At 70.3% G+C, this 25,819-nt stretch carries 25 protein-coding genes and 7 pseudogenes; 12 read left to right on the top strand and 20 right to left on the bottom strand.

Annotated elements, in window-relative coordinates; genetic code table 11:
* Positions 1-6 precede the first annotated feature (6 nt).
* Positions 7-321: a helix-turn-helix transcriptional regulator gene (locus ACIQCH_RS01905; RefSeq protein ID WP_112437628.1), complete on the bottom strand. Its 315-nt coding sequence runs from the start codon at positions 319-321 to the stop codon at positions 7-9.
* Positions 318-1,382 carry a tyrosine-type recombinase/integrase gene (locus ACIQCH_RS01900; protein WP_402576847.1) on the bottom strand — a complete coding sequence of 355 codons (1,065 nt, stop codon included), beginning with the start codon at positions 1,380-1,382 and terminating at the stop codon, positions 318-320. The genes ACIQCH_RS01905 and ACIQCH_RS01900 overlap by 4 nt, the downstream gene beginning before the upstream one ends.
* 145 nt (positions 1,383-1,527) lie before the next feature.
* Here ACIQCH_RS01900 and ACIQCH_RS01895 point away from each other — a divergent pair.
* The 3 genes and pseudogenes from ACIQCH_RS01895 to ACIQCH_RS01885 all read left to right on the top strand — a co-directional run.
* Positions 1,528-1,665 (top strand): annotated as a pseudogene (locus ACIQCH_RS01895) (ATP-binding protein); the annotation flags it as partial.
* A gap of 268 nt (positions 1,666-1,933) precedes the next feature.
* Entirely contained in the window at positions 1,934-2,167 is a 234-nt protein-coding gene (locus ACIQCH_RS01890) for a hypothetical protein (protein ID WP_402576845.1), read from the top strand.
* A 168-nt stretch (positions 2,168-2,335) separates the two neighbouring features.
* Positions 2,336-2,662: pseudogene (locus ACIQCH_RS01885) on the top strand (transposase); the annotation flags it as partial.
* A 52-nt stretch (positions 2,663-2,714) separates the two neighbouring features.
* On the opposite strand, the gene ACIQCH_RS01880 reads toward ACIQCH_RS01885, so the two are convergent.
* Entirely contained in the window at positions 2,715-3,149 is a 435-nt protein-coding gene (locus ACIQCH_RS01880; RefSeq protein ID WP_402576843.1) for a ribonuclease domain-containing protein, read from the bottom strand.
* 462 nt (positions 3,150-3,611) lie between these two features.
* On the opposite strand from ACIQCH_RS01880, the gene ACIQCH_RS01875 reads away from it, so the two are divergent.
* From ACIQCH_RS01875 to ACIQCH_RS01865, 3 genes are all read left to right on the top strand, one after another.
* Positions 3,612-3,776, top strand: coding sequence for a hypothetical protein (locus ACIQCH_RS01875; protein WP_402576841.1), 165 nt, complete (start codon positions 3,612-3,614; stop codon positions 3,774-3,776).
* Positions 3,773-4,219: a MerR family transcriptional regulator gene (locus ACIQCH_RS01870; RefSeq protein ID WP_402576839.1), complete on the top strand. Its 447-nt coding sequence runs from the start codon at positions 3,773-3,775 to the stop codon at positions 4,217-4,219. Before ACIQCH_RS01875 ends, ACIQCH_RS01870 begins: the two co-directional genes overlap by 4 nt.
* A gap of 1,059 nt (positions 4,220-5,278) precedes the next feature.
* Entirely contained in the window at positions 5,279-5,797 is a 519-nt protein-coding gene (locus ACIQCH_RS01865) for an RICIN domain-containing protein (RefSeq protein WP_402576837.1), read from the top strand.
* Between the two features lie 79 nt (positions 5,798-5,876).
* Here the strand turns inward: ACIQCH_RS01865 and ACIQCH_RS01860 are convergent, their stop codons facing one another.
* The 7 genes and pseudogenes from ACIQCH_RS01860 to ACIQCH_RS01830 form a co-directional block, all read right to left on the bottom strand.
* Complete coding sequence (locus tag ACIQCH_RS01860; RefSeq protein ID WP_402576903.1) at positions 5,877-7,031, bottom strand: PP2C family protein-serine/threonine phosphatase; 1,155 nt, start codon at positions 7,029-7,031, stop codon at positions 5,877-5,879.
* 99 nt (positions 7,032-7,130) lie between these two features.
* Positions 7,131-7,430 (bottom strand): annotated as a pseudogene (locus tag ACIQCH_RS01855) (STAS domain-containing protein); the annotation flags it as partial.
* 143 nt (positions 7,431-7,573) lie between these two features.
* A complete protein-coding gene (locus ACIQCH_RS01850; protein WP_402576835.1) occupies positions 7,574-7,936 on the bottom strand; it encodes a helix-turn-helix transcriptional regulator in 363 nt (120 codons plus the stop codon).
* 169 nt (positions 7,937-8,105) lie between these two features.
* On the bottom strand, positions 8,106-8,393 hold the full coding sequence (locus ACIQCH_RS01845) for a type II toxin-antitoxin system RelE/ParE family toxin (RefSeq protein WP_402576833.1): 288 nt from the start codon (positions 8,391-8,393) through the stop codon (positions 8,106-8,108).
* Positions 8,353-8,608, bottom strand: a pseudogene (locus ACIQCH_RS01840) (type II toxin-antitoxin system Phd/YefM family antitoxin). The gene ACIQCH_RS01845 and the pseudogene ACIQCH_RS01840 overlap by 41 nt, the downstream one beginning before the upstream one ends.
* A gap of 61 nt (positions 8,609-8,669) precedes the next feature.
* Positions 8,670-9,083 (bottom strand): ATP-binding protein, encoded by a 414-nt coding sequence (locus ACIQCH_RS01835; RefSeq protein ID WP_402576831.1) that lies wholly within the window; start codon positions 9,081-9,083, stop codon positions 8,670-8,672.
* An 87-nt stretch (positions 9,084-9,170) separates the two neighbouring features.
* Positions 9,171-9,524: an STAS domain-containing protein gene (locus ACIQCH_RS01830; protein WP_402576829.1), complete on the bottom strand. Its 354-nt coding sequence runs from the start codon at positions 9,522-9,524 to the stop codon at positions 9,171-9,173.
* A 763-nt stretch (positions 9,525-10,287) separates the two neighbouring features.
* Between ACIQCH_RS01830 and ACIQCH_RS01825 the strand changes: the two genes are divergently transcribed.
* The 3 genes and pseudogenes from ACIQCH_RS01825 to ACIQCH_RS01815 form a co-directional block, all read left to right on the top strand.
* Positions 10,288-10,536 (top strand): DUF6479 family protein, encoded by a 249-nt coding sequence (locus tag ACIQCH_RS01825; RefSeq protein ID WP_402576827.1) that lies wholly within the window; start codon positions 10,288-10,290, stop codon positions 10,534-10,536.
* Between the two features lie 53 nt (positions 10,537-10,589).
* Positions 10,590-11,273, top strand: coding sequence for a HemK2/MTQ2 family protein methyltransferase (locus ACIQCH_RS01820; protein WP_402576825.1), 684 nt, complete (start codon positions 10,590-10,592; stop codon positions 11,271-11,273).
* Positions 11,257-11,547: pseudogene (locus ACIQCH_RS01815) on the top strand (CDGSH iron-sulfur domain-containing protein); the annotation flags it as partial. The gene ACIQCH_RS01820 and the pseudogene ACIQCH_RS01815, both read left to right, overlap by 17 nt.
* A 77-nt stretch (positions 11,548-11,624) precedes the next feature.
* On the opposite strand, the gene ACIQCH_RS01810 reads toward ACIQCH_RS01815, so the two are convergent.
* Positions 11,625-11,816, bottom strand: a complete 192-nt coding sequence (locus ACIQCH_RS01810; RefSeq protein WP_402576911.1) for a hypothetical protein — start codon at positions 11,814-11,816, stop codon at positions 11,625-11,627.
* 140 nt (positions 11,817-11,956) lie between these two features.
* On the opposite strand from ACIQCH_RS01810, the pseudogene ACIQCH_RS01805 reads away from it, so the two are divergent.
* Positions 11,957-12,124: pseudogene (locus tag ACIQCH_RS01805) on the top strand (transposase); the annotation flags it as partial.
* 254 nt (positions 12,125-12,378) lie between these two features.
* On the opposite strand, the gene ACIQCH_RS01800 reads toward ACIQCH_RS01805, so the two are convergent.
* The 3 genes from ACIQCH_RS01800 to ACIQCH_RS01790 form a co-directional block, all read right to left on the bottom strand.
* Positions 12,379-13,851, bottom strand: a complete 1,473-nt coding sequence (locus ACIQCH_RS01800; RefSeq protein ID WP_402576823.1) for an aldehyde dehydrogenase family protein — start codon at positions 13,849-13,851, stop codon at positions 12,379-12,381.
* A gap of 107 nt (positions 13,852-13,958) precedes the next feature.
* The gene (locus ACIQCH_RS01795) at positions 13,959-14,507 is read right to left on the bottom strand and encodes an EF-hand domain-containing protein (RefSeq protein WP_402576821.1); all 549 of its coding nucleotides are present in this window, start codon (positions 14,505-14,507) and stop codon (positions 13,959-13,961) included.
* A gap of 66 nt (positions 14,508-14,573) precedes the next feature.
* Positions 14,574-16,145, bottom strand: coding sequence for an acyl-CoA dehydrogenase family protein (locus tag ACIQCH_RS01790; protein WP_402576819.1), 1,572 nt, complete (start codon positions 16,143-16,145; stop codon positions 14,574-14,576).
* Positions 16,146-16,493: 348 nt separating this feature from the next.
* Between ACIQCH_RS01790 and ACIQCH_RS01785 the strand changes: the two are divergent.
* Positions 16,494-16,664 (top strand): annotated as a pseudogene (locus ACIQCH_RS01785) (transposase); the annotation flags it as partial.
* A gap of 499 nt (positions 16,665-17,163) precedes the next feature.
* Entirely contained in the window at positions 17,164-17,589 is a 426-nt protein-coding gene (locus ACIQCH_RS01780) for a subtilase-type protease inhibitor (protein WP_402576817.1), read from the top strand.
* Here ACIQCH_RS01780 and ACIQCH_RS01775 read toward each other — a convergent pair.
* The 6 genes from ACIQCH_RS01775 to ACIQCH_RS01750 form a co-directional block, all read right to left on the bottom strand.
* The gene (locus tag ACIQCH_RS01775) at positions 17,577-17,783 is read right to left on the bottom strand and encodes a hypothetical protein (protein ID WP_402576815.1); all 207 of its coding nucleotides are present in this window, start codon (positions 17,781-17,783) and stop codon (positions 17,577-17,579) included. The genes ACIQCH_RS01780 and ACIQCH_RS01775 overlap by 13 nt on opposite strands.
* Before the next feature lie 549 nt (positions 17,784-18,332).
* Positions 18,333-18,977, bottom strand: a complete 645-nt coding sequence (locus tag ACIQCH_RS01770; RefSeq protein WP_402576813.1) for an ATP-binding protein — start codon at positions 18,975-18,977, stop codon at positions 18,333-18,335.
* 264 nt (positions 18,978-19,241) lie between these two features.
* Positions 19,242-21,161 (bottom strand): hypothetical protein, encoded by a 1,920-nt coding sequence (locus ACIQCH_RS01765; RefSeq protein WP_402576811.1) that lies wholly within the window; start codon positions 21,159-21,161, stop codon positions 19,242-19,244.
* A gap of 629 nt (positions 21,162-21,790) precedes the next feature.
* Positions 21,791-22,732, bottom strand: coding sequence for a hypothetical protein (locus ACIQCH_RS01760; protein ID WP_402576809.1), 942 nt, complete (start codon positions 22,730-22,732; stop codon positions 21,791-21,793).
* 14 nt (positions 22,733-22,746) lie between these two features.
* Positions 22,747-23,613, bottom strand: coding sequence for a papain-like cysteine protease family protein (locus ACIQCH_RS01755; RefSeq protein WP_402576807.1), 867 nt, complete (start codon positions 23,611-23,613; stop codon positions 22,747-22,749).
* Between the two features lie 1,664 nt (positions 23,614-25,277).
* On the bottom strand, positions 25,278-25,586 hold the full coding sequence (locus ACIQCH_RS01750) for a hypothetical protein (RefSeq protein ID WP_402576909.1): 309 nt from the start codon (positions 25,584-25,586) through the stop codon (positions 25,278-25,280).
* Between the last annotated feature and the right edge of the window lie 233 nt (positions 25,587-25,819).

Below are 25,819 nucleotides of genomic sequence, written 5' to 3'. Positions count from 1 at the left end.
CCGCCGTCACAGGGGCGGCATCGACCGGCCCCGGGCCGAGGCGGCCTGAGGCAGGTCGGCGACCGGGCGAGGGGGTGCGATCGGCCGCTCGACGGGGGTGGTGTCGACCTCGATCAGGTCGTTGGGGGTGCACTCCAGAGCGGTGCACAACGCGGCCAGCGTGGTCATCTTCACCTGTGAGGGCTCCTTGGTGAACAGCGCGGACACCGACGCTGAGGACAGCTCCAGGCCGGCCTTCTCGGCCAGCAGCCGCCGCAGCTCGGTCCCGGTCCAGACCTCGCGCTGGGCGGCGGCCATCCGCAGCCGCCACTGGATCTTCATGCCGTGGTGTCCTTCCCGGTCAGCTCGGCCAGGGTGCTGGCGACCGCCCGTTGATAGGCGTCCTCGATGAAGGTGGCGGACGGCCGGACGTATCGCATGGTCGAGCTGACCGTCCAGTGACCGAGCATCTGCTGGATGGCCACGAGGTCGACGCCGCGTTCATAGTTGTGGGTCGCGCACGCTCGTCGCAGGGCATGCGGGCTGAAGCGGTCGGTCGCCGGGCGGCCTTCGAGTTCCATCAGATAGCGGAGCCGGTTGCGGATGGTCCCACGATGCAGGTTGCCGCCCGACTCGTCGGCGAACAGCACCGGCGAGTTGGGGAACTTGGGCCGTACGTCTTCCAGAAACCATCGCAGGACCAGGTCGAGGCCGTCGAGCATGGGCACCCAGCGTGGCCGGGGGCCGGAGGTGTGGGCGCCTTTGCCGAAGCGGACGTGGAGTTTGCCGAACGGGCCGCGGGTGAAGTGCAGGTCCGGCCTCTCCAGCAGCGATGCCTCCTCCGAACGGAGTCCGGCGTGATACAGAGTCCGGAACATCGCATAGTCCCGGGCGGCGGGTCCGTACTTCCTCGCGGTCGCGATCCGCCGCTTCATGAAGTCAAAGAACTCATTCACCCGCTCCGGCGTCGGCGGCGGCAGCAGGGCCGGTGAATCGTCGCCGACGTGACGGGAGGCATTGAACTCGTCGATCGGGCAGACCAGGCGGACGCCGAATGTGGCCTCGATCTCGGGCGCCTTGCGGGCCTGAAGGAACCGGTGGAAGCCCTTGAAGATCTGCACGTACTCACGCCGGGTGGACGTCTTGCGGCCCTGAACCGCCAGGTCGCCGATCACGCGGTCGATGTCCTCGGGCGTCACCTCCCACGCGGGCCGGCCCAGGGCTTTGAGGGTCCGCTCCAGTTGCCCGATGTCGTTGTCGATGGTCACCGGACTGAACCCGCGGGCCCGCCACGAGGCGACGAACGCGTCGACGCACGCGGTCTGGAACTGCCACGGATCCGTCGTCAGCGGCTCCTGCGGGACGGCCCCGCCCGCGATGACCTGCAGTCTCGCCTCGGCCACCGGCACACCTTCCTCGCGCCTGAACGGTCAAGGTGGCACCTTCAAAATCGTGGCGTCACCGCGAGAATCAACGAGGGCCACAGGAGGGGGATACGGCCAGGTCGCAGCGGCAACTCTTGTGAGGGAACAAGTGCCAGCCCCAGATGGCTGGACCAAGACCTTCACCGACCCCAGGCTCTGCGCCGCCATCGTCGACCGGCTCACCTTCAACGGCACCATCATCGAAACCGGCACCGACTCCTACCACCTCGCCCAGACCAGGGCCAAGCAGCAGCGCAGCTAGGAAATCGCATGGAGATCGACGACGCCCCTGGCAGGCTGGGGGCATGGCGTCTCCCGGTGATCAAGAACTGAGCACGGCCCTTCGGAATGCCGATTCCCCGGACTGGTCCATTCGTGCAGCAGTCGGTCGGCGGCTTGCAGCGTCGGACAAGCTCGACGAAGTGGCGGACGTCCTCCACCGTCTCCTCTTGGATCTCCGAGACTCCGGGGTCACTCAGGAGACGGCAGAGGCACTGCTTGCACGCAGGGACAGAGCTGGCCTTCGCTGCGTGCTGCTGGCCAGCAGCCAGGCTGTCGAATTCTGGACCAGAGATCAGCTTGGGGCTGCTCTGGACTGCAACCCTGAGTGGATGACAACCGATGGCGCGGACCGGCTGATCCAGCAACTGCACGAGCTCGCCACCGATGACGACGACGGGGTCCGCGACGAGGCCCAAGGCATCCTCTCGAGTCTGCGGCCGCGCGAGGAATGGGCACGAGACTCGGACGACGGCCCGCTCTGACCCGACACGACAGTACAGCCCGGTTCTCATGGGCCGGGCCCATCGCTGACGGGGCCAGTCCGAGCCGGAAGCCGGGGCCAAGTCAAGCCGGAAGCCGCACCGAGGGAACCGCGACATGGAGCCAGTTCAGGCCGGAAAAGTGGGGCCAGATCAAACCGTCAACGCCACGAGGCCGCGGACCGGTGGACGTGGCTCGTGATCGCCGCCCACACCCAGCTCCGCCTCACCCGCGAGGCCGCTGCCGACCTCCGCCGCCCCTGGGAGAAGCCGACCGAGCCCGCCCGGCTCACCCCGGCCCGCGTCCGACGAGGGTTTCGGAACCTCCGCCCGCACCTGCACTGTCCCGCCCGTGCACCGAAACCCTCAACACCGGCACCAGGACGGCCACTTGGCTCGAAGAACCGGCATCCCGCCACCCGTCACGACGTCGGCAAGACCACCAGACGCCCCGAAAGCATCACCGAGCGAAACCAGATCAAAGCTCGCAAAGGTTAAAAGACAGGCTTAAGAAGATGCGTTCAATCCCCGCCGACCACGGCGGTCGCGATCACCGCATCCTCTCGAAAGTGCCGAACAGGTCAGCGGCGTACCAGGCGCTGCCGTCATCGCCCGTGACGATTCGCTGTGCATCCCGGTTCTGACCGGGCGTCCTACGGTTGACGTCCCACTGCCGGTACTGGATCGGGTTGCCCTCGCTGTCGGCAACAGGCAGCACACCGTCCCGATTGGGCCAGACATCCCCGCCCCTCGTGCCTGACCCGTCGTTCGGCGGCCACTGGCCGGCGTCGATCAGGGCCAGCGTCTGCCACGCCTGGTCCGGCACGGCGGTGCGCACACCCCGCTCCATGTGCAGCGTGTGCACTGCCGAACGGGCCATGGGGCTGGCCTTCACGGTGACTTCGGCATGGGCTGTTGCGGCCGAGGCCAGAGCGACGCCGGTAACGGCAAGAACGGCCGACAGCCGCTTCACGATCTTCATCATGCCCTGGCAACGATCTCCGGCCGCTGGGGTCACCCAGCGCCTGGGGGCCGTGGCATCCGTTAAAGATCGATGGCACGCGATCAAGATTCGATGGCACAGGACATCAGTCACAGTTGTGACTGAGCGCGATACCTGGCCTGGATGGACAACTCCGATGCACAGTCGCGGAAGGGGGCCAGAGGGTGGCATCGATCGTGCCCACTTCCGACAAGGGGGCTTGCATCCGGTACTTAGGTACAGGTTTACCGTCGGAGGTGTCCCCACCAGGGACGTGACGACGGGAGTGAGCACGATGAGTGATCTGGCGTGGGTACCGCAGTCCTGCACGCTGCCCACCGAGGAGCGGCCTCTGCGGGTCGCGGAGTGGGATGGGCTGTTCGCCGAGCGACTGACCGCGTTGTCGCGGCCCGGACCGCTGCGGCTGCGCCTGGACCTGGCCGCCGGATCCGGTACGAGGAGCGGGTGCGGGACCTGGCGGAGCGGGAGGGCGGCTGCTGCTCGTTCTTCACCTTCACCGTCACCCCGGACGAGGGCCTGATCGGCCTGGACATCGCCGTGGACCAGGAGCACGCCGCGGTCCTGGACGCCCTGGCCGCGCGAACCGCTGCCGCCGGAGGCCGGCGGTGAGCGCGGGGCTGCGCAGCGGGCAGGTCGCGGAGGCGGCTGGGGTGAACATCCAGACCCTGCGCTACTACGAGCGGCGCGGGCTGCTGGCCGAGCCGGAGCGCAGCAACGGCGGGCACCGCCTGTACAGGGCGGAGGCCGTGACGGCGCTGCGGGTGATCAAGTCGGCGCAGCGGCTCGGGTTCACGCTGGAGGAGGTCGGCGAGCTGCTGGAAGCGGGCCGTCACCGGCACCGCCGCCCCATCGCGGGTCTCCAGGAGCGGGCCGCGGCGAAGCTCGCCGAGGTCGACGCGAAGATCGCCGATCTCACCACCATCCGTGGCGCCCTGGCCGCGGCCGTCGAGGCCGGGTGCGACGACCTGACCGTCTGCGCCGGAAGTTCCTGCTGCCCCATCCCCTTCACCGACCTCGCCGAGGAGAACCGCCATGCCGGACCCTGCTGCTGACCCCCGCCTCCACCGCGCCCCGAAGGCCTTGGGCGGCCTGGCCGCTCTGGCGTGCGTGGCGTGTTGCGCCCATCCAATAGGAGTGACGTCTTCCGATCGCCCAGGAGTCCGCCATGGCCGCCCCCGAGTCCCCCGCCAGACCCCAGCCCGTCACCTGGTCGCCGAGCCAGACCGGCCCGTGCGCGATCTGCCACGCCCCCACCTGCAAATACGGAGGGCCCGGGGCGTCGCCCACATGTCCCTCGTGCCAGGCCGCGCGGCGGGCGCAGTACGGGGGCTGAGCGTGTCTTGACGAAGGCCCGGAAAGCGGTCAAGGCTGGCAGGGCCATCCAGCGGTTCGCCAAGGGGCGCTGCGGCGGGGGCGGCGGGGGCGAGCATGCGTCGGCAAGCTGGTGGTGGCGGACGCCGGACAGGACCGGTCCAGGCCGGCGGGCAGCCGCATGGTGTGGACGACCAGAGCCCCATGCAGGCCGTTACGACAGCGTAGGAACAGCAGAGCCTCCAGACGACGCGAGGTCAGGAAAAGCGCGCGAAGGATGAGCAGGTGCGTAGAGCCCGTCGCGAGGATCCAGGCCACGACAAGAGTCCAGGCCGGCTCGGTGTCGTGCCCGCGGTACCCGGCCACCGAGACGGGCCTAACCAAAAGCAGCCAGAACCGCCCGGACCTCACACAACCAGCAGAACGAACCCCACCCCAGAAAGCCCCGCCGTCAACCCCCGCACATCACCCATCAGTCGGCGAAGGTGATATCCGCGGGATCGGGCCTGGACCCTCCTGAGCGCCTCAACGTTGTGCAGAGTGACACCTCACCACGTTCCATGGCATGCAGGGTGAAACCGCCCTGACTGGTGATCGGCGAATACGGTGAAGGAACTGACTTCGACCACTGCAGGTTCGACGTGGGCACGGGAGCGGGCTGTCGCTCGAACAAGCAGTGACGCGACTACCGCCTCGGAATATCCCGCTCCGCGGCGGGCCCGTGACAGCGAAGCGACGGCAAAACGCGCACACACGGCGGCCGGCAACAGCCGCCGCACTCACGATGAGAGGACAAACAGATGGCGAATCTCCGCGGACGTGTCGCGAAGGCACTGTCGGCTGTTTCCGGCCTGATCCTAGCGGTGGGCGTGGCGTCCCCCGCTCAGGCAGAGACCACGATCGAGGGGCCGTTCCGGATAATCAATCTCGGCACGCAGAAATGTCTGGAGGTCGCCGACTGGAGTCTGCTAGACGGCGCGGCCGTGCGGCAGTGGACGTGCACAGGCGGAAAGAACCAGCAGTGGTACGTGGCCGATATCTACGGCGTGAACCAATGGACCTTGGCCAATGCCAACAGCGGCAAGTGCGTCGACATCCCCGGCGGCAACGTAGCTAATGGCGTCCAGCTCATCCAGTGGGACTGCCACTACAACGACAACCAGCGTTTCCTACGCCGTCACGGCACCGGGGCGGAGTACCAGTTCTTCTGGAACAAGTACAACATCGAGATCGGCGGCTACAGTCGCGCGAACGGAGCCCCCGCTCAGCTCTGGCAGGACAACGGCGGAGACAACCAGACGTGGTACGTCGGCGACTGAACACGTCAGGAACCCTGGCACCACCCCTCACCGTCCCGCAGATCATGGTCCCGGCAGGCATCTGCCGGGCCACCGCGACTTAGCTCGAGGCAGCGGACTGGGGCCCGTGCCAGTCCAGGCACAGGACGGTGGCATCGTCCTTCGGCGGCTGGCCGCCGTAGACGTCGGTGACCGCGCCGACCAGGGTGCGCACGACCTCGCGGGGGTGCTCGGCTTCGGTCTTGCGCAGGAGGGCGGGCAGGTCCACCGCCCGGGCGTCGCGTTCCTGCATGCCGTCGGTGAGCAGCAGGAGCCGGTCGCCGGGGCGCAGGTCGAGGTCCTGGACCTGGTAGGCGCCCTGCTTGGGGACCCCGAAGGGCATGTTCACCGCCAGCTGCAGCTCGGTGACCGTGTTGGCGCGCAGCAGGTAGGGCCAGGGGTGGCCGGCGTTGACGAGCTGGGCGTGGGTGCCGTCCAGGGCGATGCGTAGCAGTTGTCCGGTGGCGATGCTGTGGTGCCCGTGGTCGAGGAGGGCTTGGTGGGTCTGGCGGGCCTGCTCTGCGAGGTCGGTTCCGGCGCGGCGGGCGCCGCGGGAGGCGTTGACCAGGAGGGTGGCCATGAGGGCGGCGCTCACGTCGTGGCCCATGGCGTCGGTGATCGACAGGTGCAGGGCGTGGGTGTCGAGGCTGTAGTCGTAGGTGTCGCCGGCGATGTCGGAGGCCGGGACCAGTGCGCCGGCCAGGGTGAACTCGGGGGCCTCGCAGCAGGAGGCGGAGGGCAGGAGCTGGCGCTGGATCTCCGCGGAAAGGCTGACCGGGCCGGTGCGGTTGCCCCAGTGGTAGAGGTCGGTGAAGCGGCGGTCGGTGACGATGATGTACGCCAGCGCGTGAGCGGCGTCTTGGACCTGCGCGCGTACCTCCGGCGTGACCTGGGTGAGGAAGAGCTCCAGGACTCCGATGGTGTCGCCGCGGTTGGTGACCGGGGCCAGCACTCGCTGTCCGTCAGGGCCGTCTTCGGCCACCACCAGCTGCTGGCTGCGCAGCACGTCGTCGTAGACGTTGCTGCCCGCCAGCGGGACCTGTTCGGCTGGCTGCCGCCCCGGCTCGGCCGCGGTGTCGTGGACGCGCAGCAGGCGCCGGCCGACGATGTCGACGAACAGGAACGACACGTACCTTGCATCGAACCGGTCACGAAGATTGCGCGCCACCACATCCAGTGAGTGCACCGGCGCGGCGCTCTCGGTCGCTGCCAGTATCTCGCTCAGCTCGAGCCGACCACGTGTCGCAGCGGCCTCCTCGGCCACGGGTGCTCTTCCATGCCGGACAGGAGTGGGCCAGGCGCGGACGGTCAGCACGTGCTGGACCCCGCTCAGGTACAGCAGGCGGGCGACCGGGCGGCTCAGGGCGGTCAACACCAGCGATTTCCCGGCCTCCACGGCCAGCCGGTTCAGGTCCAGCAGGATGTGCAGACCGGTGGTGTCGCAGAAGGTGATGGCGGACAGGTCCACGTCGAGACCGTCGCGGCTGGATTCCAGAGCCGCGAGAAGGTCCCCACGCAGCCCGTCGCCGTCTCCCATGTCGATCTCGCCGCGCACACGCGCCAGCACCCGCCGCGGCCCGGGCTCGAAGACCACGGCGACGACCGACGGATGCATGGTGCCGCTGATGTGCTCCGCCGCGACGGGCAGGCGGTCGGGAAGAGAGGTCATGACCTGCTCCTTCACCACCCCGAAAGTCGGGAGGAAGACCTGGAAGGGGGCGGCGACAGGGGGCCTCGGGCCCCGCGCCGGTGCGCGGGTCAGCCGTGTGGTTGACGCTCACGGCGATCACCGTCCGTGGAAGGGTGGCCGGTCGCTCCGGCCTGGGGGTCGAGGTCGACCAACAGGTGCAAAAGGTTCGCGATCTCGTGGGGACCCTCGGCCGGATGACGGAAGAGGGTCCCGGGTGTCACCTGGTAGTGGTTACGGCGGCCGTGGCGTACCCGGGTGAGGTACCCGGCGTTCTCCAGATCACCGACGATGGCACCGGCCGCCCGTTCGGTGAGCCCGCAGCTGTCGGCCAGGTCCCGCAGCCGGATCTCCGGATCCCGAAGAATCATGGCGAGGATCCGGGCGTGGTTCGTGACGAACGTCCAGCTGGTCCGAGGCTCAACCGACTCCATGCCCGAATTATACGATTTGCGATTCCGGTTTCGCCAGACCGGAACCCGAAATCCCGCGACGCAGACTCCGACCGTCGTCCACGAACCGCCCCGCCATTTCGGGGATGGGAACGACGAAGGGCCGGACCCTGCTCGGTCCGGCCCTTCGGGCGTGCTTTCGGCAGAGTGATCAGCCGAGGCGATCGACGTGGATGACCATGATGGTGACGGTGGCCTCGGTGATCTCGTACAGGACCCGGTAGCGGCCAACGTGCATCCGGCGCAGGTCCGGGGAGCCGTACGGGGTCGTGCCCTCGGGCCGGGGTTGGTTGGCCAGGAGGTCGACGGCGTCCATGAGCTGGCGCAGGCCGTCGGGGTCGTCCTTGAGAAGTGGGCCGCCGTGTTGATGGCGGCCTCGTCCCAGTCGATCGTGTAGGTCACGCGCGCTCCAGGCCGAGCCGGGCGCGGACGTCGTCATGCGGGACGACCGTGGCGGCGCCGGCGGACTGCCGCTCACGGTAGAGGGCCAGAGCGAGCGCGTCTTTCGAGGTCGGCGAGCTCCTGGGGGTTGATGAGCACGGCCGCGGGCTGGCCGTGGTCGGTGATGGTGATGCGCTCGCGGGCGTGGGACGCCCGGCGGACCAGCGAGCCGAACTTCGCCCGCGCTTCGGTGATCGGCAGAGTCTCACCCAGGCATAGAACTGCACACTTTATGCCTCTTGTGCGTGCGGTGGTCCTGCCTCGTGGCCACTGGCTAGGGATCGGCCTGAGGCGGCAGGGCGAGGTCGGCCCAGACCGTCTTCCCGATCCCGTTGGGGAGGGTGCCCCACTGCGTGGCGAGGTGGTCGACGAGGAAGAGGCCGTGGCCTCCGATCGACTCCGGCCGGTGCCGGCGCCGGTGGGGCGGTGCGGGGCTGGGGTCGGTGACCGCGATCCGCAGCAGGCCGTCGGTGTGGTCGACGCTCATGCGCGTGGGGCCGCCGGCGTGCTTGACGGCGTTGGCCAGGAGTTCCGCCGCGACCAGCAGCGCGTCCCCGGCCTGGGCGGTCAGCTGCCAGTCGGTGAGGGCTTGGCGGGCGAAGGCCAGGCCTGCGCGGCACGCCCCGCCGTGACCGGGTTCGAAGTCGAGCTCACGGTGGTGCGGAACCTCGGACGGGGTGAACCCCATGGCGTTCCTGACTAGGCCGTCGCAGGCGTTTGTGTCGCTTCGCGCCTGCCCGACCCCCAGCCGCGTATACCGGCCCGAACCAGCTGATTACATCCCGTGCTGCGCGAGGGCCTCCTGTGCGCTCGCACAGACCTCGAAGAGGGAGTCGGCGTCGGCAAGTTCGAGTACGCGCCGCACCGCCCGGCTCGGGGAGAGAAGCACCAGCGGCACGCCCTGGGCGCGGGCGTTCTCGCGCAGGGTGAGAAGGACGTTGAGGCCGTCGGCGCTGAAGAGCTCGATCGCGTCGAGGTCGACTGCCAGCAGGGCCGGCCGCCGCTGAAGAGCGCCAGCGAGAGCCTGCGCGCTGATGTTCTCAGTGCCCTGGTGCAGGTCGCCGGCCAGCACGCACACCACGGCCTCGCCCACGAAGACGGTGTCGGTCTTCAGATCGGGCGCGGGCAAGGGCAGATCCCCGGCAGGGGACGGTTCCGTACCGGTCACAACCGCCTCCTCGCCGCCGCCCCTGCATCCCGCCCCGCACCGGCCCGGAGGGGGCGGGGGAGCCCGCCGGGGCACCAACCTCGGCGGACAGCGGTAGCCGGCCGACGCCCGGCAGGCGCCGGACGACCGTAGCCGGGATTACTCCACCGTACGCTCCCACCCCAGCCCCGTCCGCAGCGGCGGTTTGGGAGCCGGGTGTCAGCAGGGTGCTGGGGGCTTGCGGCGGCGGACGAGCTCTTCTGTGATGTATGGACGGTCTTGTCGCGCCTGGGCCGGACCTCGACCTCCTGGGCCAGCTGGTTCACCAACCGCCAGCCGAACCCAGCCGAGCCCTGGGGCCGCGGGCGGGAACATCCGGGCTGGTGACGGTGGCATCGGCATCGAACCCACCCTGCCCCTCAGGCTCCAGGGTGCAGGGCCTCGTGGGGTGTGGCGCACGGCGTTGACCAGGGCGGTGACGACCAGCCACGCGGTGTCTTGGACATCAGCAACCGGGGGCTGAGGAGTGGGCGTCGTCGACGAAGCGGCGTACTCGGCGCAGGCCCGGACCGCGGCTCCCACGGTGCCGCAGTCACACCGCCGTCGTCGTGCGGGTTGGACCACCAGCCTCCCCTCGACCCGCTTGCACTACTGGCTCGAACCGCCGCTGCTACCCCACGCGGCCGACACCATTCCGGCTTCGGCGCAGGCGTGAAAAGCGCGAACCCAGGGGTAGACGCGGCGCATGATCGCTTCTCTCGCATCTGTTCCCCTCGCCGCTTCGGGATCGCCGAGCCTGTGGATGATCGCGGCTGGCGTCGTCGTGGTCGCGGTGCTGCTCGGTGCGTTCTGGTACGGCTCCCGTCGCGTCCGGGCCGGCAAGGACCCCGGTGCGCGTCCCGGGAACCACACACCGCCCGCGCAGGCCCGCGAGGACTCCTGGCAAACGCCGGATGAGTCGACCAGCGCCGCCGACGGGCCGCACCACCGTTGATCCGCAGCGCCCGCACAGCGCCCGGATCCGGGCGTGCCTTCCCGGAGGTACAAGTGACCGGCACCGCCGTTACGTACGGCCACCACGTCCCCGGCCTGATCGCGCCGCCGGGCGTATACCGCCCCCAGGCCGACACCCTGCTCCTCGCCGACGCCCTAGCCAAAGAGCCCTTGGGACGTCATGACGAGGTACTGGAGATCGGTACGGGCACCGGCGCGCTCGCTCTGGACGCCGCGGCCAGGGGCGCGGCCGTCACGGCCGTCGACGTCGCGTGGCGTGCCGTTCTGGCGGCCCGGTTGAACGCCTGGCGCCGGCGCCTGCGGCTGCGCGTCCTGCACGGCGACTTCGCCGCCCGCACGGCGGGGGCCCGCTTCGACCTGGTGCTGGCCAATCCGCCGTACGTCCCCACGCCCGACGCCTCGCCGCCGAGGGGGGCTGCACGGGCCTGGGACGCGGGCGCCGACGGCCGGGCTGTCATCGACCGCGTCTGCGCGGCCGCCGCGGACGTCCTGCGGCCCGGAGGGGTGCTGCTGATGGTCCACTCCAAGCTGTGCGGACCCGAACGGACACTCGCCCTCCTGACAGCCCTCGGTCTTCGCGCACAGGTCACCGCTCGCGCCGAAGTGGCATGGGGGCCGGTCCTGCGTTCACGCCGGGTCTGGCTGGAGGGCCAGGGCCTGGCGGAGAAGGGCGCCGAACGCGAGGAACTGGTGGTCGTACGTGCACGGCGCCTCTGACGACCGCGGCTGGCGGGCAGAGCCCGCGGGCCCTGCGGACCGTCCTGCGGATCGGGGCGGTCCGGCCGCCGACGGGCCGGCCACCGCGTCCCCCGCCGCCCGGCGGGTCTGTGTGGAGTCCTGCGGACCGGTGCTGGTGGAAGGGCCCGTCGAGATCGTCCTGGAGGACGGGACGACGGCCCGGTCGGACCGGTCGGACCGGTCGGACCGGTCGGACCGGTTCATGGTCGCGGTCTGCACCTGCCGCCGCAGCCGCTCGTACCCCTGGTGCGACACGAGCCACCGCCGCCGCTCCCGCGAAGCGGCCGAACCGCCACCGAAGGAGAGGGCCCGGCGATGCCCCCTGCCTCCTCAGCCGCTGCCCGACCCCCGCCCGCCGAACGGGCTCCGCTCCTGCCGCAGGGGCGTGGCAGGCTGTCGTCCGCCGTTCTGGAGGCCCTGCGGTGCGGCCATGCTCCAGCCGCCCCTGCCGGGACGGTCGAGGCGGCCGACCCGTGGGGCGAGGACCTCCAGCTCGCCCTCTACGTGCTCTACGAGCTGCACTACGTCCCGACCATGATCGTTCTCACCGATAACCGCTGTACCGATGTTCCCCGAGGCCGGTTCTGTCGTGTGATTGTGTCGCTCACCGGTTCGGGAACGCGGCCGATCATCTGTTACGTGTTCGGAGGTATCCCTCGGACATGACGGATGCGGAGTGGGCTGTGGTCCGGCCGCTGCTGCCGGTGCCGGGCTGGATGCGGGGCCGGGGCGGGCAGCCGGAGGCGTACTGCCACCGGGCGATACTGGACGCGATCCGGTATCTCGTGGACAACGGGATCAAGTGGCGGGCGATGCCGGCCGACTTCCCGCCGTGGGACCGGGTCTACGGGTTCTTCCGCCGCTGGCGCGACCACCTGCTGGTCAGGGAGTTCCACGACCGGCTGCGCGACCGGGTCCGCCAGAAGGCGGGCCGGGATGCGGAGCCGACGGCCGGCGTGATCGACTCGCAGTCCGTCAAGGCGGACGCCGTCGTCGGCACGGACAGCCGCGGCTTCGACGGCGGCCACCGGGGCCACGACGTGCCGCAAGCGGCACGTCGTGGCCCCGGTGGCCGCTGCGGGTGTCACAGGACGTGGTCTTGCGCTGTGGCGTGGGTGGCGTCGCAGACGGCTTGGAGTCTGCTGGTGCGCAGGAGCGGGAGTGCGGCGCCGCCGAAGGGGCCGCCGGAGTGGCCAGTGCCGCCGTGGGTGGGCAGGACCGGGATGTTGCCGCTGTGCGTGTCGTTGATCTTCAGGATGCCGCCGTTGCGCAGTTCGTTGGAGAACCGTGCGATGACGTCGGCGTCGGCCGCCCACAGGGAGTTGCGCAGGCCGTAGGGGTTCGCGTCGAGGAACGCCAGGGCCCCGCCCAGCAGTTCGGCGTCGGGGGCCCGGTCGGGCACGACGAGCTTCAGGAGCGGAAAGAACGTCTCCTCGTAGACGCCGGGGATCGCCGACGCCGCCTGGAGGCCGTCGATCCGGATCACGGTGGGCTGGATGAACATGCCGTCCGTGGCCGGCCGGCCGGTGTGGTCCCACTGGGCGCCGCCGGTCACGACCCGGGCGCCGACCGCCGTCGCCTCGCGCAGTGCCTGCCGGAATCTGGGCGCCTTGAACACGGGCGAGAGCAGCACCTGCGGATCCTCGGGGAGCCCGGGACGTAGTGCTTCGGCCTGTTCGACCACTGCGGCGATGACCCGGTCGGCGATGTCCGGGTGCACGATCGCGTAGCGGGGCACCATGCAGATCTGCCCGGAGGCGTGGAAACATTCGGCCAGCGCGCGGGCCGCCTGGGCGGGATCCGCGTCGCGCCAGATCAGCGCGCCGTCGTTGCCCGACAGTTCGAGCACCGGCTTCTTGCCCCGGGCCAGGCACTCGGCCGCGAGTGCCAGGCCGCGCCCGGAGGAGCCGAAGTAGAAGACGGTGTCGACGTCGGGGCTCTCGAGCCAGGAGCGCAGCGTCTCCTTCGTATCACCGCACAGCACAGACAAGATGCCCGGCGGCGCGCCGGTCTCGACCAGGGCCGGGGAGACGATCTCATGATAGAGGAAGGCCAGCGCCAGCGGGCTGCTGCGCGGCGCCCCGACCACCAGGGCGTTGCCGCCGGCCAGTGCCCAGACGCCGAGCGCGCCGGCGCTGGCCGGGGCGTTCTGCGGGGGGCTGATTGCGACCACGCCGTCGGGCTGGTAATGCAGGCGCACGGTGCGGCGTCCGACCCGCGTCTCATGCTCGGCGGTGCGGCGGGCGAAGGCGACCGAGTCCTGATGTGAGCCTTCGAGCATTCCGGACAGCTCCCACCGGGCCACCGGCAGCGGGTGGCCCTCGGCGACGCACAGGTCGACGAACTCCTCGCCGCGGCGGGCCAGGCGGCGATGGAATGCGGAGACCAGCGAGAGGCGCTGGTCGAGCGGGACGCGGGCCCAGGCGGGCTGGGCGGTGCGCGCGGCACGCAGCGCGCGGGCGAGCTGGTCCGGGCGGGCCAGTGCGACCCGCCCGGCCAGCCGGGGGTCCTCGCTGTCCTCGCCGTCGGCCTGGCCGCGCTCGCGCTGCAACACCATGCGGCCGACGGTGAGTGGATCTCGAATCAGGGCGCTCGCGCGCGCGGTGTACACCCAGTGATCGGCTGGCTCGGGTGCGCCGGCGACCAGAGGCGGATAAGAGCGGATCACGGCGCGCCGAACAGCAGGTCACCGGCGGCCTCCTGGCCCTCGCCGGTGTAGAACTGCCGTGCCGCTGCGTCGATCTGATCGATGCTCAGCACCCCGCGGCCGTCGGCGTCCAGGCGTTGGAACGCGGCGTCCACCTCGCCGTCCGGGGTGCCCAGGGCCGCCTGCAGCGCACGGAACTCCGATGGAGTGATCATCCCGTCGCCGTCGGTGTCGGCCAGTTCGAGCACGGCGCGCACCGCGGGGTGGAACGCGCGGTCGTAGCCGCCGCCCTCGTGCACGAAGGCGCCCGTCATGCCGCGGTGGTACTCCTGCGGGCTGATACGCCCGTCGCCGTCGATGTCGCACTGCGCACGCAACGCCTCCCAGACATCGAGCACGGCGCCCACGAGCGCCTTGCCCTTGGCGGAGGTCGGGCTGCTCTCGCAGGCGGAGAGCACGCGCACGCCGAATGCCACGAAGTCCGTGCGCTCGATGTAGCCGTTGCCGTCCAGGTCGAGCTGCTGCTCGAACGCGCGCTGGTGCTTGGATTCCAGGTGTGCACTCATGATCGCGTACTGCCTTCCTCTTGGGATGATTTGACGGCGTGCTCCCCCGCGGGCGCACGGTGATACTCAGATGCCGATCCCGTCCTGCATGGGGGCACCGAGGAACTCAGGGGCATATCCGAAGGCGTCGACCAGGTCCTGCGCGATCTCGGCCAGCTCCCGATGGCCGTGTTCGAGGCGTTCGCGCGCCGCGTTCCAGGACTGCGGGTCCAGAAGCCCGTGCGCCAGGTACCAGTCGGCGTGCCGCAGTACCGCGCCCAGGCCGTAGTGCTCCAGGACGCACCGCGCCGCGTCGGCGCCGTCGGCCGGGATCCGTTCGCCGAGGCTGCGAAACGCCTCGGCGTCCGCGTACGCCAACGCGGCGTCGCGCAACGCCTCCGCGGCCGTCTCGCGTCCCGGCGCCCGGCCGCTGGCCCGGTGGATCCGGGCCGCTTCGCCGAGCAGGCCGCGGACACGGGCCTGTAGCAGGGACCGCAGCCGCGCGGCGTCGAAGGCCCCTCCAGACGGTGCGGGGCCGTGCGCGTCGAGCCGGCCGAGGTGGACTGGAGGCCGGGCGGCCAGCAGGCGGCCGAGCGCGAGGGCGATCACCTGGTTGTCGCCCTCGGCCGTCACCGCGCCGTGCGCGATGCCCAGGTACTCGGCGATACGGTTGCCCAGCAGCATCCCGCGCGCCCCGGCCCGCTCCCGGCATTCGTCGATCACCGACAGGGCCGTGTAGGAGGCGTGGACCTTCACGCTGTTGACCATCAGGGTGCGTTCAGGCTCCGCGATACCCGCGGCCCAGCGGTCCTTGGCGTCGTTGACGAGCGCGGTGGCCGCGTACACCCGGCTCAGGCAGGTCATCAGGGCCGCGCGGTGGTTGCGCTGGGACAGAGCGGGCACCGCCGCCCAGGCCGCGCCCCGCGTCATCCGGCGCAGGGAGTAGCGCACGGTGATGGCCAGTGACGCGCGGGCGGTGGCCAGCGCCATGCTCGGCAGCAGAATCCGCCCGAGCTTCAGGCAGTCCAGGGTGAGCCAGAACCGGCCGAGGGAGCCGGGATCGGGCCTGCGCGGATCGGCGTCGGCACCGTCCGGACGCGGCCCGGCCAGCCAGTGCGTCCGCGGCACCGCCACTCCGTGGAACCCGGTGCGCGCGTAGTCCATGCCCCCGGCCAGGCCCCGCGACAGCGGGGTGACGGAAACTCCCGGGACCGGCCCGTCCTGCGTGGCGATACGCACCAGGAAGGCGTGCAGCGGACCCCGGTCCCGCCGGCCCGCACCGGCCGGCGGGTCCAGCCGGGCGAGCACCACCGCGATCTTCGCCACCCCCGGATACGCCGACGTCGACATGACCTTGTACGCCGCCGCGTCCGGGCTCGTCAGAACGAACGAGTCCGTCGCCTCGTCGTACCGCGCCCGGGTCCTGATCGAGGTCAGATCGTTTCCGGTGGTGCCCTCCGTCGCCATGAGCAACCCCACGGAGCGCATGCCGTCGAGCTCCGCGAGCAGGTCCCGGGTGTACTCGGGCCGCTGGGACAGCGCCACGATCGAGGCGACGCACAGGTTGTAGTGGACGCTCATCAAGGCCCCGGCCGTCGGCTCGGCGACCGCCGCCCAATCGTGCACGGCGCACAGCCGGTGCACCTCGCGAACGATCACGGACGGCGGGTCCGTCGCGGCGCACAGCGCGCGCATTACCGCGTAGGAGCGGGCCGTCGCCGCTTCCGGAGCAAGCCCCGTCCGGGAGCCACCGGCGATCCGCGAAAGCAGACCGGGAAGCTCACCATCGAGGTCGGCACTCTCACCCGATAAGACGATTCCTCGCATGGCGTCCGCCAGCGTGCCCCCGCACCGCGAGGACACGGGTTCCACCGAGATCGACATTCACCCCAGCCCTCCCCCAGAGATGATCCACTCCCTTCAGCATGGAGAGGCGCACCCTGGCGTATCAACGGCGCCAAAATACTTGAATCCGCAGCGGCCTTGAGCGCACGGGAGCGTCGATCAATTACGTTCACCCCGCCGTGTGACTATCTCGCGCACCGGTTCGGGAACGCCGCGGACAACGGGACGCGTGAACGGCGTTACCCGACAGATATGACGGACGCGCAGTGGGCCGTGGTCCGACCTCTGCTGCCGGCGCCGGGCTGGCTGGAGGGACGCGGTGGGGAGTCCGAGGCTTAGTAGCTTGGCTCGGCGAAGCCGCGGCCGCCGGGCACCCGGGGGCGATGTTTCGCATGCCCGCCCTTACACTGCGCGCGGGTGTGGACTGGATCGACGAGGCACGGTTCTGGTAGCCGAAGCAGCCCGCCACGGCCACGGCGACGCCACGTGCCTTCTGGCCGGCCCCGACCACCACCGGCCACGGACAGCTCGGCCGGCTCCCGTCCACCCGCCCACCGGATCGATCCGGTCACCCTGGCGGCCCTCCTGTGCACCGAACACGGCCGCCACCAGCGCGGAGGCGCCGCAGGGGCGCGACCTCGGGCGGGACAGCCGCGCCCGCGCCCGGCGGGAGCTGTGCGAACGCCGATGTGATCCAGAGTCCGCACCGTCTGTCCGTAATTCGACCGTCGACGTGCGGCCCACCTTCGTATCTGTCAGGCTCGACGTGAATTCAGCGCCGTATACAGAATATGGCGGCCATCTTGACCTTCGGATCGAAAGTGAGTGTTGCATGCGCCCCCGCTTAGCCGCAGTCTCCGCCGCCGCCCTCCTCTGCCTCGCCGGCGCCACGGGCGCGGCCGAGGCGGCGCCCGCGAGCCTGTACGCCCCGTCCGCCGTGGTCCTCACCGTCATCCAGGGGGGCGACGCGGGCACGGGCACCGTCCTGCGGGCGACCGTCCTCAGCTGCGCCTACACCGCAGAGGGCACGCACCCCGACCCGCGGGCGGCGTGCGACGCCCTCAACGCCACCGACGGCGAGCTCAACCGCCTTGTGTCCGCCCAGACTCCGGACCGGGCCTGCCCGCTGTACTACGACCCCGTCACCGTCACGGCCGATGGCGTCTGGCGCGGCAGCCGCCTCGCGTGGAAGCACACATTCTCCAACGGGTGCGCAATGTCCGCAGCTCTGAACGGCAACGCGCTCTACGCGTTCTGACGCTCCGGTCCCTCGCCGCCGCCGGCGAACTCCAGCGCGAGCTGACCTGGAACTGCCTCTGGCCCCTGGGCCGGCAGCGGCACTACCGCGTCCTGGCCGACCTGGTCGACGCCTACGGGCAGCTGGCCGCCTGGGCGCGGCTGCTGCCCGAGGAGCAGGAACGGCTGACCGCGCTGGGCGTACAGCCCAACCAAGCGCCCCCTCCCTCCCCCGCGGGCAGCCACGGGCCGACGGGGCCGAGCAGGGCAGCAGACGTTCCAGCGGAGACTGGAGGCCTCGCGCAGTGGGTCGCGCGGGGGCGGGCCGGCCGGTACCGAGGGCTCACAGGGAGAAGACCACGGTCGATTGTGGCAGCGCGCCGGGACCGTGCCCTTCCCACCGCGCTGGCGCCTCACTCGATCAAGCCCTGGGTGCCGTCTCGGCCCTACCCTCCTGGCCTCTCGGAACAGGGTCACAGGCATGAAACGAACGACAGAACTGCCGGCTTCGCCCACAGCCTGTCCGTCGGCCTCCCCGGCCCCATGGACCGGGCCCGGTCCCACCGTCGGCGAACCAGAGCAGCGCCTCGCACGGTCATACGACGCGCGCAGCGCATCCGGCTCACATCTGCTTCGGCGCCCTGCGGCCGGAGCCAGCCGTGCGCGCCGCGCCGCGGAGGATCTGCAGACAGCCAGTTGGGAGGGGCTCGGCGCAGCGGCACTCTCCCTGCCGCCCCGGCACAGTTCGGTCGTGCCGCCTCGTGGTCACGGACCTGACCGGTCCGCGCCGTCGCGCTGATCGTCGAGGTGAGCAGTCAGGTAGGGCCAATACTCGGACCACCGCACCAGGTCGTCCGGGGTCAACGACCACCGCGAACGTATGGCTCCGTCCGGCAGGAAGCGCACGCAGGTCCCCGTGGTCCCGTCGGCTTCGGCGGGCTGCAGATCGGTCACCGGGAGGCCGTGCTCATAGCGCTGGCTCCAGGCTCCGTCGGAGCGGCGGTTGGTGTGAATCAGCCACTCGCTGAGCGCTGCGACGACGGACATGCCGCGACGCGGATGTCCGTCCGGAAGCCGCTCCGCCTCCGGGACGTCGAAGAATCGGAGATCCTTTGTGGCCATGACCGGCTTCTTCACCACTTGGCCATGCTCGTCGACCCGCGTGTCGGTGCCCCGGCCGTCATCCTTGACGGACACCGAGCCGTCGGCATGCAGCGTGACCACACACCCTCCGCCGCCTCGGCTCGCTGCCTCGTCAGCGGCGTAAGCAACGATCTCGAGAACGAGGTGTTCGGGTCCGCCCGGCACGAACTCCGCGGGTCCCCGGCGGATCCGATCGAGATGGTCCGCGTCCACGGTGTCGGCCCAGTCGTGCGTGGTGTTGACCCACGAAGCCCTTGATCCATCCATCCGGCAAGTATCGTCGGGTTCTCTCGTTCAGATTGCCGCAACGGACCGCTCAGCAGTTGTCCTCGGGGCCGGGTTCGATGCTCTCGCCACGGGCTGTCGCCCCGGGGATCGCGCCCACTGGCGAACCCCGGCCAGCGCAGGTCTCGGGTCGTCCCCGCGGCTGCCCGCAGCCGCGGGGACGACCGATCTACAGTTCGGGCCAGGGCTTGGGATCGCGCCCGACACCGGAGTGGACCGGAGCCGTAGGCTCCCGACCCGGGTGGTTCAGGGGATCGCGTAGCCGAGCAGGGACTCCATGGTGTGGGGACCCTCGCAGTCGACTCGAGGGGATACGAAGTGGTCGCCGTTGCCCGGGATGTAGCAGCGGTAGAGCGGGATCGTCCCGGGTACGTGGCTGGTGCGGATGTGGCCGACGGGGCCCAGCGGGCGCTGGCCTTCGCATCCGGGGTCTCGGGTCAGGAGGGAGTGCCCGCCCACCTGGCACTCGTAGAGCCTGACCGTGCCGGGCTGTGCGCTGGTGTACAGGTACCACGTCGCCTCATGGGCGAATCCGGGTGGCAGAGCGCGGGAGGTGGCGACGTGGCCCTGGCTGGGGTTGTAGCCGCGGCGCAGCTCTGTGTGGGGCGGCGTGGTGGACGTGGTGACCTTGGCGGGTGCGGACAGGGCGCTGGTGTTGGTGCCGTCGCTGGCGGTGATCCGGTAGGTGTAGGTGGCTCCGGCCTGGACTCCTGTGTCGGTGAAGGTCAGCTGCGGACGCTTCCAATACATGGAGGAGCCGGTGACGGTGCGGATAGGGGTGCTGGAGCCGTTGCGGTAGACGCGGTAGGTCAGTCTGCTGTCGTCGTGGTCGAAGCTGGCCTTCCAACGGACGTCGACCTCGCCCCGCCGGGTACTGGTGGCCCTGACCTCCTGCGGCACCGACGGTGCGCCGGTGTCCGGGCTACTGGCGAAGCGGGTCAGGCCCTGCTGCGGCTTGTCGGCGTGGGTGCTGGTCGAGGTGCCGGTCACGTGGGTGAACTCACCGCCCACCCACAGGTAGTCGGTGCCGTTCTTGGAGGCGGTGGCCATGACGCGCGGTCCCACTCCCTCCCCGATCCCGTTGTTGGTATCGGGGGTCCAGCCCAGCAGCGCCGGGGCGTTGACCGACTGGGCGAGTAGGTGCTGGCGCACGCCGTCGGCCTGCTGGGGAAACCCGTCAATGCCGCTGCAGTCGTGTGCGTGTGATGCGGAGTAGACCACGTTCTTGTACACCTCGACCGCCTGGGTCGCGCCCTTGCAGGGGTCCCGCCAGCGCTGGCTGAAGTCGGAGAGGCTGATGGCGGTCCGGCCTTCGTCCTGGCTGCCGACGGCCTCGCTGGCGGTGTAGAAGCTGGTGGTGTCGGTCGTGATGTCCTTCACCACTGTGGAGGCGGCGAAGAATCCCACCGGATAGCCCTTGGTCAGGGCTCCGCTGTTGCTGTTGACGACGGCGAGCGCGTGGGAGTCGGCGCCGTTGAGGTGGAAGAAGTCGCCGCCGAGGATGACGTCGTGGCCGTTCGGGGTGACGTCGATGGCGCGGCCGGGTTCGTCGGCGTCCGCCGTCCAGGGGCGCAGCGCACCCGAGGTGGTGACGGATGCGAAGGAGCGGCGGGGCCGGTGGGCGACGTTGGTGAAGTCGCCGCCGAGGTAGACGCTGTCGGAGGTGGCGGCCAGGGCCCGCACGGTGGCGTTCACCGACGGTCTGAAGCCTGGCTTCGGGGTGCAGGTGGCGATGTCGATGGCCGCCAGGTTGCTGACCTTGACGCCGTTGACGGCTCCGAAGCGGCCGCCTGCGTAGAGGGTCTTGTGGTTCGGCGACACCGTCAGCGCCCGTACCGTCGCCGTTCCGCTGTTCACCGTGAACGACAGTGCGCATGACGTTGGCGCGCCCGTGGCCGCGTTCAGTGCCACGAGGTTCACTGCAGGCCGTTCCTTGCTGCCGGCCGGTGCACCTGGCGGTCTGACCGCGGAGAAGGTGCCGCCGGCGAAGACGACCCCGTTCGTGTGGGCCATGGCCCACACGATGCCGTTGGTCTGCCATGTGGGCAGCGCGTCCGCCGTGATGGCGACCGGGGCGGTCACTGCGGCAGCCCGCGGCGCCGTCAGCACCCCCGCTCCGACGAGCGACCCGGCCGCCACGGACAGGACGGCCGTGTAAATCCCCACCGAGCGCAAACGCGCTCCTGACCGCTTCTCGCATCGTGCGTCACGACAGAGCGCGGACGCTGTTGAGCATGCACATGACCAGATTGGCCGCATTGTCATCACAACCCATTACTTCGTTTCACGGGATCGCGTAGCCGAGCAGGGACTCCCTGGTGTGGGGACCCTCGCAGTCGGCTCGGGGGGATACGTAGTGGTCGCCGCTGCCCGGGACGTACCAGCGGTAGAGCGGGATAGCCCCGGGTAGCCGGCGCGTGTGGATGTGGCCGACGGGCCCCAAGGGGAACCGGCCCTCGCATCCCGGGTGCCGGGTCAGCATCGAGTGCTCACCCACCTGGCACTCGCAGAGCATGACCGTACCGGGCCGCTTGTTACGGAACAGATGCCACTCCGCCTCGGTGGCGAACCCGGGCGGCAGTGCTCGGGACGAGGCGGCGGGACAACGCCGCGAGCCCGGGAATCAGGCGCCGTCGCTTGATCCTTCTGTGTCCCATCGGGTCCTTTCGTCACTCCACGGTCCCGGTTGCCGCTCGGACCGCACGGCCGGATCCCCTTCCCGCGCTCATGAGCATGCGAGGAGCGAGCCCTCAGGCTGTACCCGGGAGGGACCCGGCCTTCCACGAAGGGGCAGGTCAGCGGACGCCGGCAGTCCTCCGGCGGTGCGCGTACGCCACGGCGCCGCCGGCCGCGGTGAGGGCCGCGGCCCCGGTGACGGCCACCGGCTGCCAGGACGTCTCGGGCGCGGGTATCGCAGGCGCGGCGGCTGCCTGGGCCGGCTGGCCCTCGACCAGGCCGGCGTACCCGCCGGCCAGGCCCTTGCGGTCGTACTCCGAGCCGGGCAGCTTGTCGCCGTACCGGGCGTGCACCAGCTTCTGGTAGGCGGCGAGGGTCATGGAGCGCTTTCCGCGGAGGCCGGTGGTCGCCTCCTTGTTGAGCGGCTCGACCATGCCACCGTCGGTGAGGCGGTACCAGGCGTGGATCTGCGGCTCGGTGAAGGCACGGCTCTGCGGGGTGCCGCGTTCGGCAAGGCTGACATCGTTGTCCCCGTCCCGGATGCCGGCCAGCTCCCAGCCCTCGGCGCCGACGTCCTGCGGGCCGCTTCCCCTCGTGGCGGTGTTCCCCTTGGGAGCGAGCAGTACGGCGGCGTTCTTGCCGTCGGAGGTGGTCACCCGGGAGGCCAGGTAGGAGAGCCGCAGTGCGGTCTGCGGGGTCGCCCGGGTCTTGCCGGCCACGAACTCGGGGCTGATCTCGAACATCGGCACCGGGTCCTTGAGATCGAACCTCGGCGGCGCGCCGACCGCGGCAGGTGCGTTGCCCCGGGTGCCGACCGAGCCGCCGTCCGCAGCGGAGGCGGTGCCGGGCTGTCGGGCCGAGACCAGGAAGCGGGAGACGGTGTCGCGGAGCTGGTCGTTGCGGAGGGTCTGCTGGGCGGACGAGTAGCCCGCGATGCCGTCGCCCTCCGCGCCGTGTGCGGAAACACTGCCGCACAGGGCGGCGGCGAGGGTGGCCGTGGCGAGGACGGCGGCCCGTACGGCAGCGCGCCTGGCGCGTCGCATGGTCTGAGTGGTCTGCATGGTCGGTCTTCTCCTCAGCCCTGGATGCCGATGCGCGAGTGGGTCCACTGGAACTGGTTGTTGTTCACGTACGTGTTGTAGTTCCACCAGGTGTAGGTCTGGGTGGTCTGCCACGGGTCGCCGACCGCGATCATGTTGCTGGTGCGGTCGTAGCCGTAGATGACGTTCATGTGGCCGCCGCCACTCCGCCAGCCGAACCGGACGGCGAACGGCCGGCCCGCGGCGATCTCGGCAGCGGACTCGCTGAACGAGGCGTTGCGGTAGAGACTGCGGCCGCTGTTGCTCATCCCCAGCCTGGCCAGGCCGTTGGCCATGTCCTCCAGCGTCGCGGGCTGGTTGTTGCAGTTCACCCATGTGCCCTGGGCAGCGAGCTGGCAGAACCGCTCCTGGGTGACGTTGCGACCCCAGTACTTGGCGATGGTCACGCCAGAGGCGTCCCAGCACCACTGGGTCCTGACCTGCTTCTGCATGTCGATCCGGAGCGACTTCGCGGTCGTGGGAGTCGTCGGGGTGGGTTTCGGGTTCGGGTTCGAGCCGCAGACGGGCAGGGAGGTGGTGTTCTCCTGGATGAACGCGTCCGCGATGTAGTACGAGCCGGTGTAGATCCACCGCGGGTTGTTCTCCACGGTGTCGCCGGTGGTCCGGCAGGACATCCGGATCTTGTCGCCGACCTTCGAGGAGCCGTTGACCTGGGCCGAGAGGGACGGCTTGGCACGGTGGTTGACCGTCTGGTAGTTGCCCTGCCCGCCCGTGACCGTGCCAGTGGCCACATCGGCCTGGGCGAGGGCGCCGAAGCCGAACAGCAGACCGCCGGAGAGAGCGGTGGTGATCGCGGCTATCAATGCTTTCTTGCGGGGGGACTCGCGACGTTTGTGCATCATGCTCCTTGATCCGAGAGCTTCGGGGACTTGCCTGCCCGCAACCCGGCCGTCCGGGCTGCGGCGCAGCTGGCGAGGGGCGCGACTGCGACCTCTGGTTCGGCGGCATTCCGAGAGGTGATGGGCAGTCATCGGGCCCGGCAGACTCGACGACACCGGCGGACCTCCGGGTGCCGGGGTCGTGACGGAGAGGACGGTCGTGCAGCGGTGGTGGGCGTGACCGATCCGGCGGGCGGAAGCGATCGACGACGAGCGATACGGCGGCCTCGTTCTCGACATGCCCGCGCGATGGCTCATGCGCTGGGATGCGGGCGCCCCGGCGGGCCACGGCACGGGCAACCGCCCGCCGCTGGATGGCCGGGTGGTGGGGATGCCTGCTGGAGGCCGGTCAGCCGGCCTCGTGGACCGTCCAGACCCGGGCGGCGCGGTCATCCGCGCTCTGGACGTCGAGCAGCCACTCGTCGTAGTACGGGCGGTTGCTCACGGTGCGTCGCATCGGTGCTGCGGCCGCCCCGCAGCTCTGCGGCCATGCCTGTGCTGCCGCTGCCGCTGCCGCGCGTGCAGTGGGTGCCGGGTGCAATACGGTCGCTTGCGCTCGCCGTCGCCCCTCGGCGCGGCCCTGAGGCCGCCGTAGACCAAGCAGCGCCCTGTCATGGGCGGGCCCACCGAGGCCGGAGTAGGCGATGTCCCCCGCTGTCGCCCCCGACGCCATGGCAGCCGTGAGAAGGCCAGGCTCGTGCGGACTGCACCGATGCTCAGGTTTCTCTCGACGATGAATCATCATGCGCACCTCAATTCCTTTGGTCGAAGGAGTGGGTGCCCGGAAGCCTGCCAGACGGATCGTGCGGAGAATTCCGGCAAACCGGAACAGGCCTCGAGATATCAGAATGTCACCGGAACATCGAATCTGACGACACGTCAATTCTCTTTAAAATCCAGCAAGTTGCGACTGCCACCCAGTCAAGGTCTGCACCTTTCCGGGGATGCTGTTACAAGATCAAGACAAACAACCCAAGCTTACTGACGGGAATTCAGTCAAGAATTCACCTAAACACTACCGGTCGAATTCACCCTGCTACGAGCCGTGAGAAGTGCCGCCGTCCGGCCTGAGGGTCCGGATCCTCAAGCAGAGCGGCAGCCTTCAAGAGGGCTGGTCGGCGGTCCGCAAGGGCAGGTGCTCGTTGCCCTGCTGCCCCGTCCGGGTGAGTCTCGGTCATTCGGGCCCACGACAAGCCGCCCACGGTGAGCACCGCACCGGCGCTCCTCCGCACCGCTCGGTCGCTCGACGCCTCCCACCACCGCCTCGCCGTTGAGCGCGCTGCCCGCCGAGTCCGTCCCCTGTACCGGCCTCCGCTGCGCCCGCCCAGAAGCCGTCGGCCGCGCGTCCGCTGGAGCGGCGTGCAGCTCCGGGATCAGAAGGGCGGGAAGCTGGTGAGGTGCAGGTGAAGAGGAAGCGCCCAGCGTCACGGAAGACGACACGCCCACGATCCGTACCGAAGGCGAAGCAGAAGACCCGCACGGTGCCGGTTGTCCTTGACGAACCGGCGTCCAACTACTGCCGTTTGCCGGAGGCCCCGGGTTGGGGGGCCGGGCCCGTGTCTGCCTTCAACCCTTGGGCGGTGGCGAACCGGGTGCGGTCGTCCCCGATCTCCGTCCGTCCAGGTCTCCTACCGGACGAGGAATCTGAAGGGCTGCCGGTTGTCCCTCCGGTCGGTGTCCTCAGGGCTGCGCAGCACCGCCTCGCCGTAGTGGTACCCGGGCTGCACGCCTGGCTCGGCATGGGTGCGCACCAGAACGCCGACCCTGTCGAGCCTGAGCATCCCGCGCGGAAGAGTGCACGTCACGAGGCGTCCCCCACGGGTCTCGCAATCTTCGGGGAGTGCCGTGGGGCTGAAGCCCTGCGGCAGGTGCACATCGACTTCGAAGGGCCAGCGGGTCACGGAGAGACCCTCGTTGGTCACCTCGACGGGCAACACGTACGCGACCTGCGGGAGCGGGGGTGCCGGGCGGGCGCGTCGCTGGCACGTTCCCCCGGGCCCGCTGCCGCCGGACCGGGCGGGCTTCACGGTCCGGGTGTGGTGGTCTCCTCGTCGGTCAGGCGGGCCCTCCAGTCGCGGACGTATGCGTCGGGCATGGAGGCGAGGCGTGCGATCTCCGTGCCCCCGTGTCCCCGCGTCCGTCGTACGGTCGGCCCGGGTGCCGGCGGTCT

Origin of the sequence: Streptomyces sp. NPDC093225, from assembly GCF_044753805.1 — a bacterium.
Lineage (GTDB): Bacteria > Actinomycetota > Actinomycetes > Streptomycetales > Streptomycetaceae > Streptomyces.
Note: the sequence above shows the minus strand (reverse complement) of the source record. Positions and strands in the feature narration are given on the sequence as shown.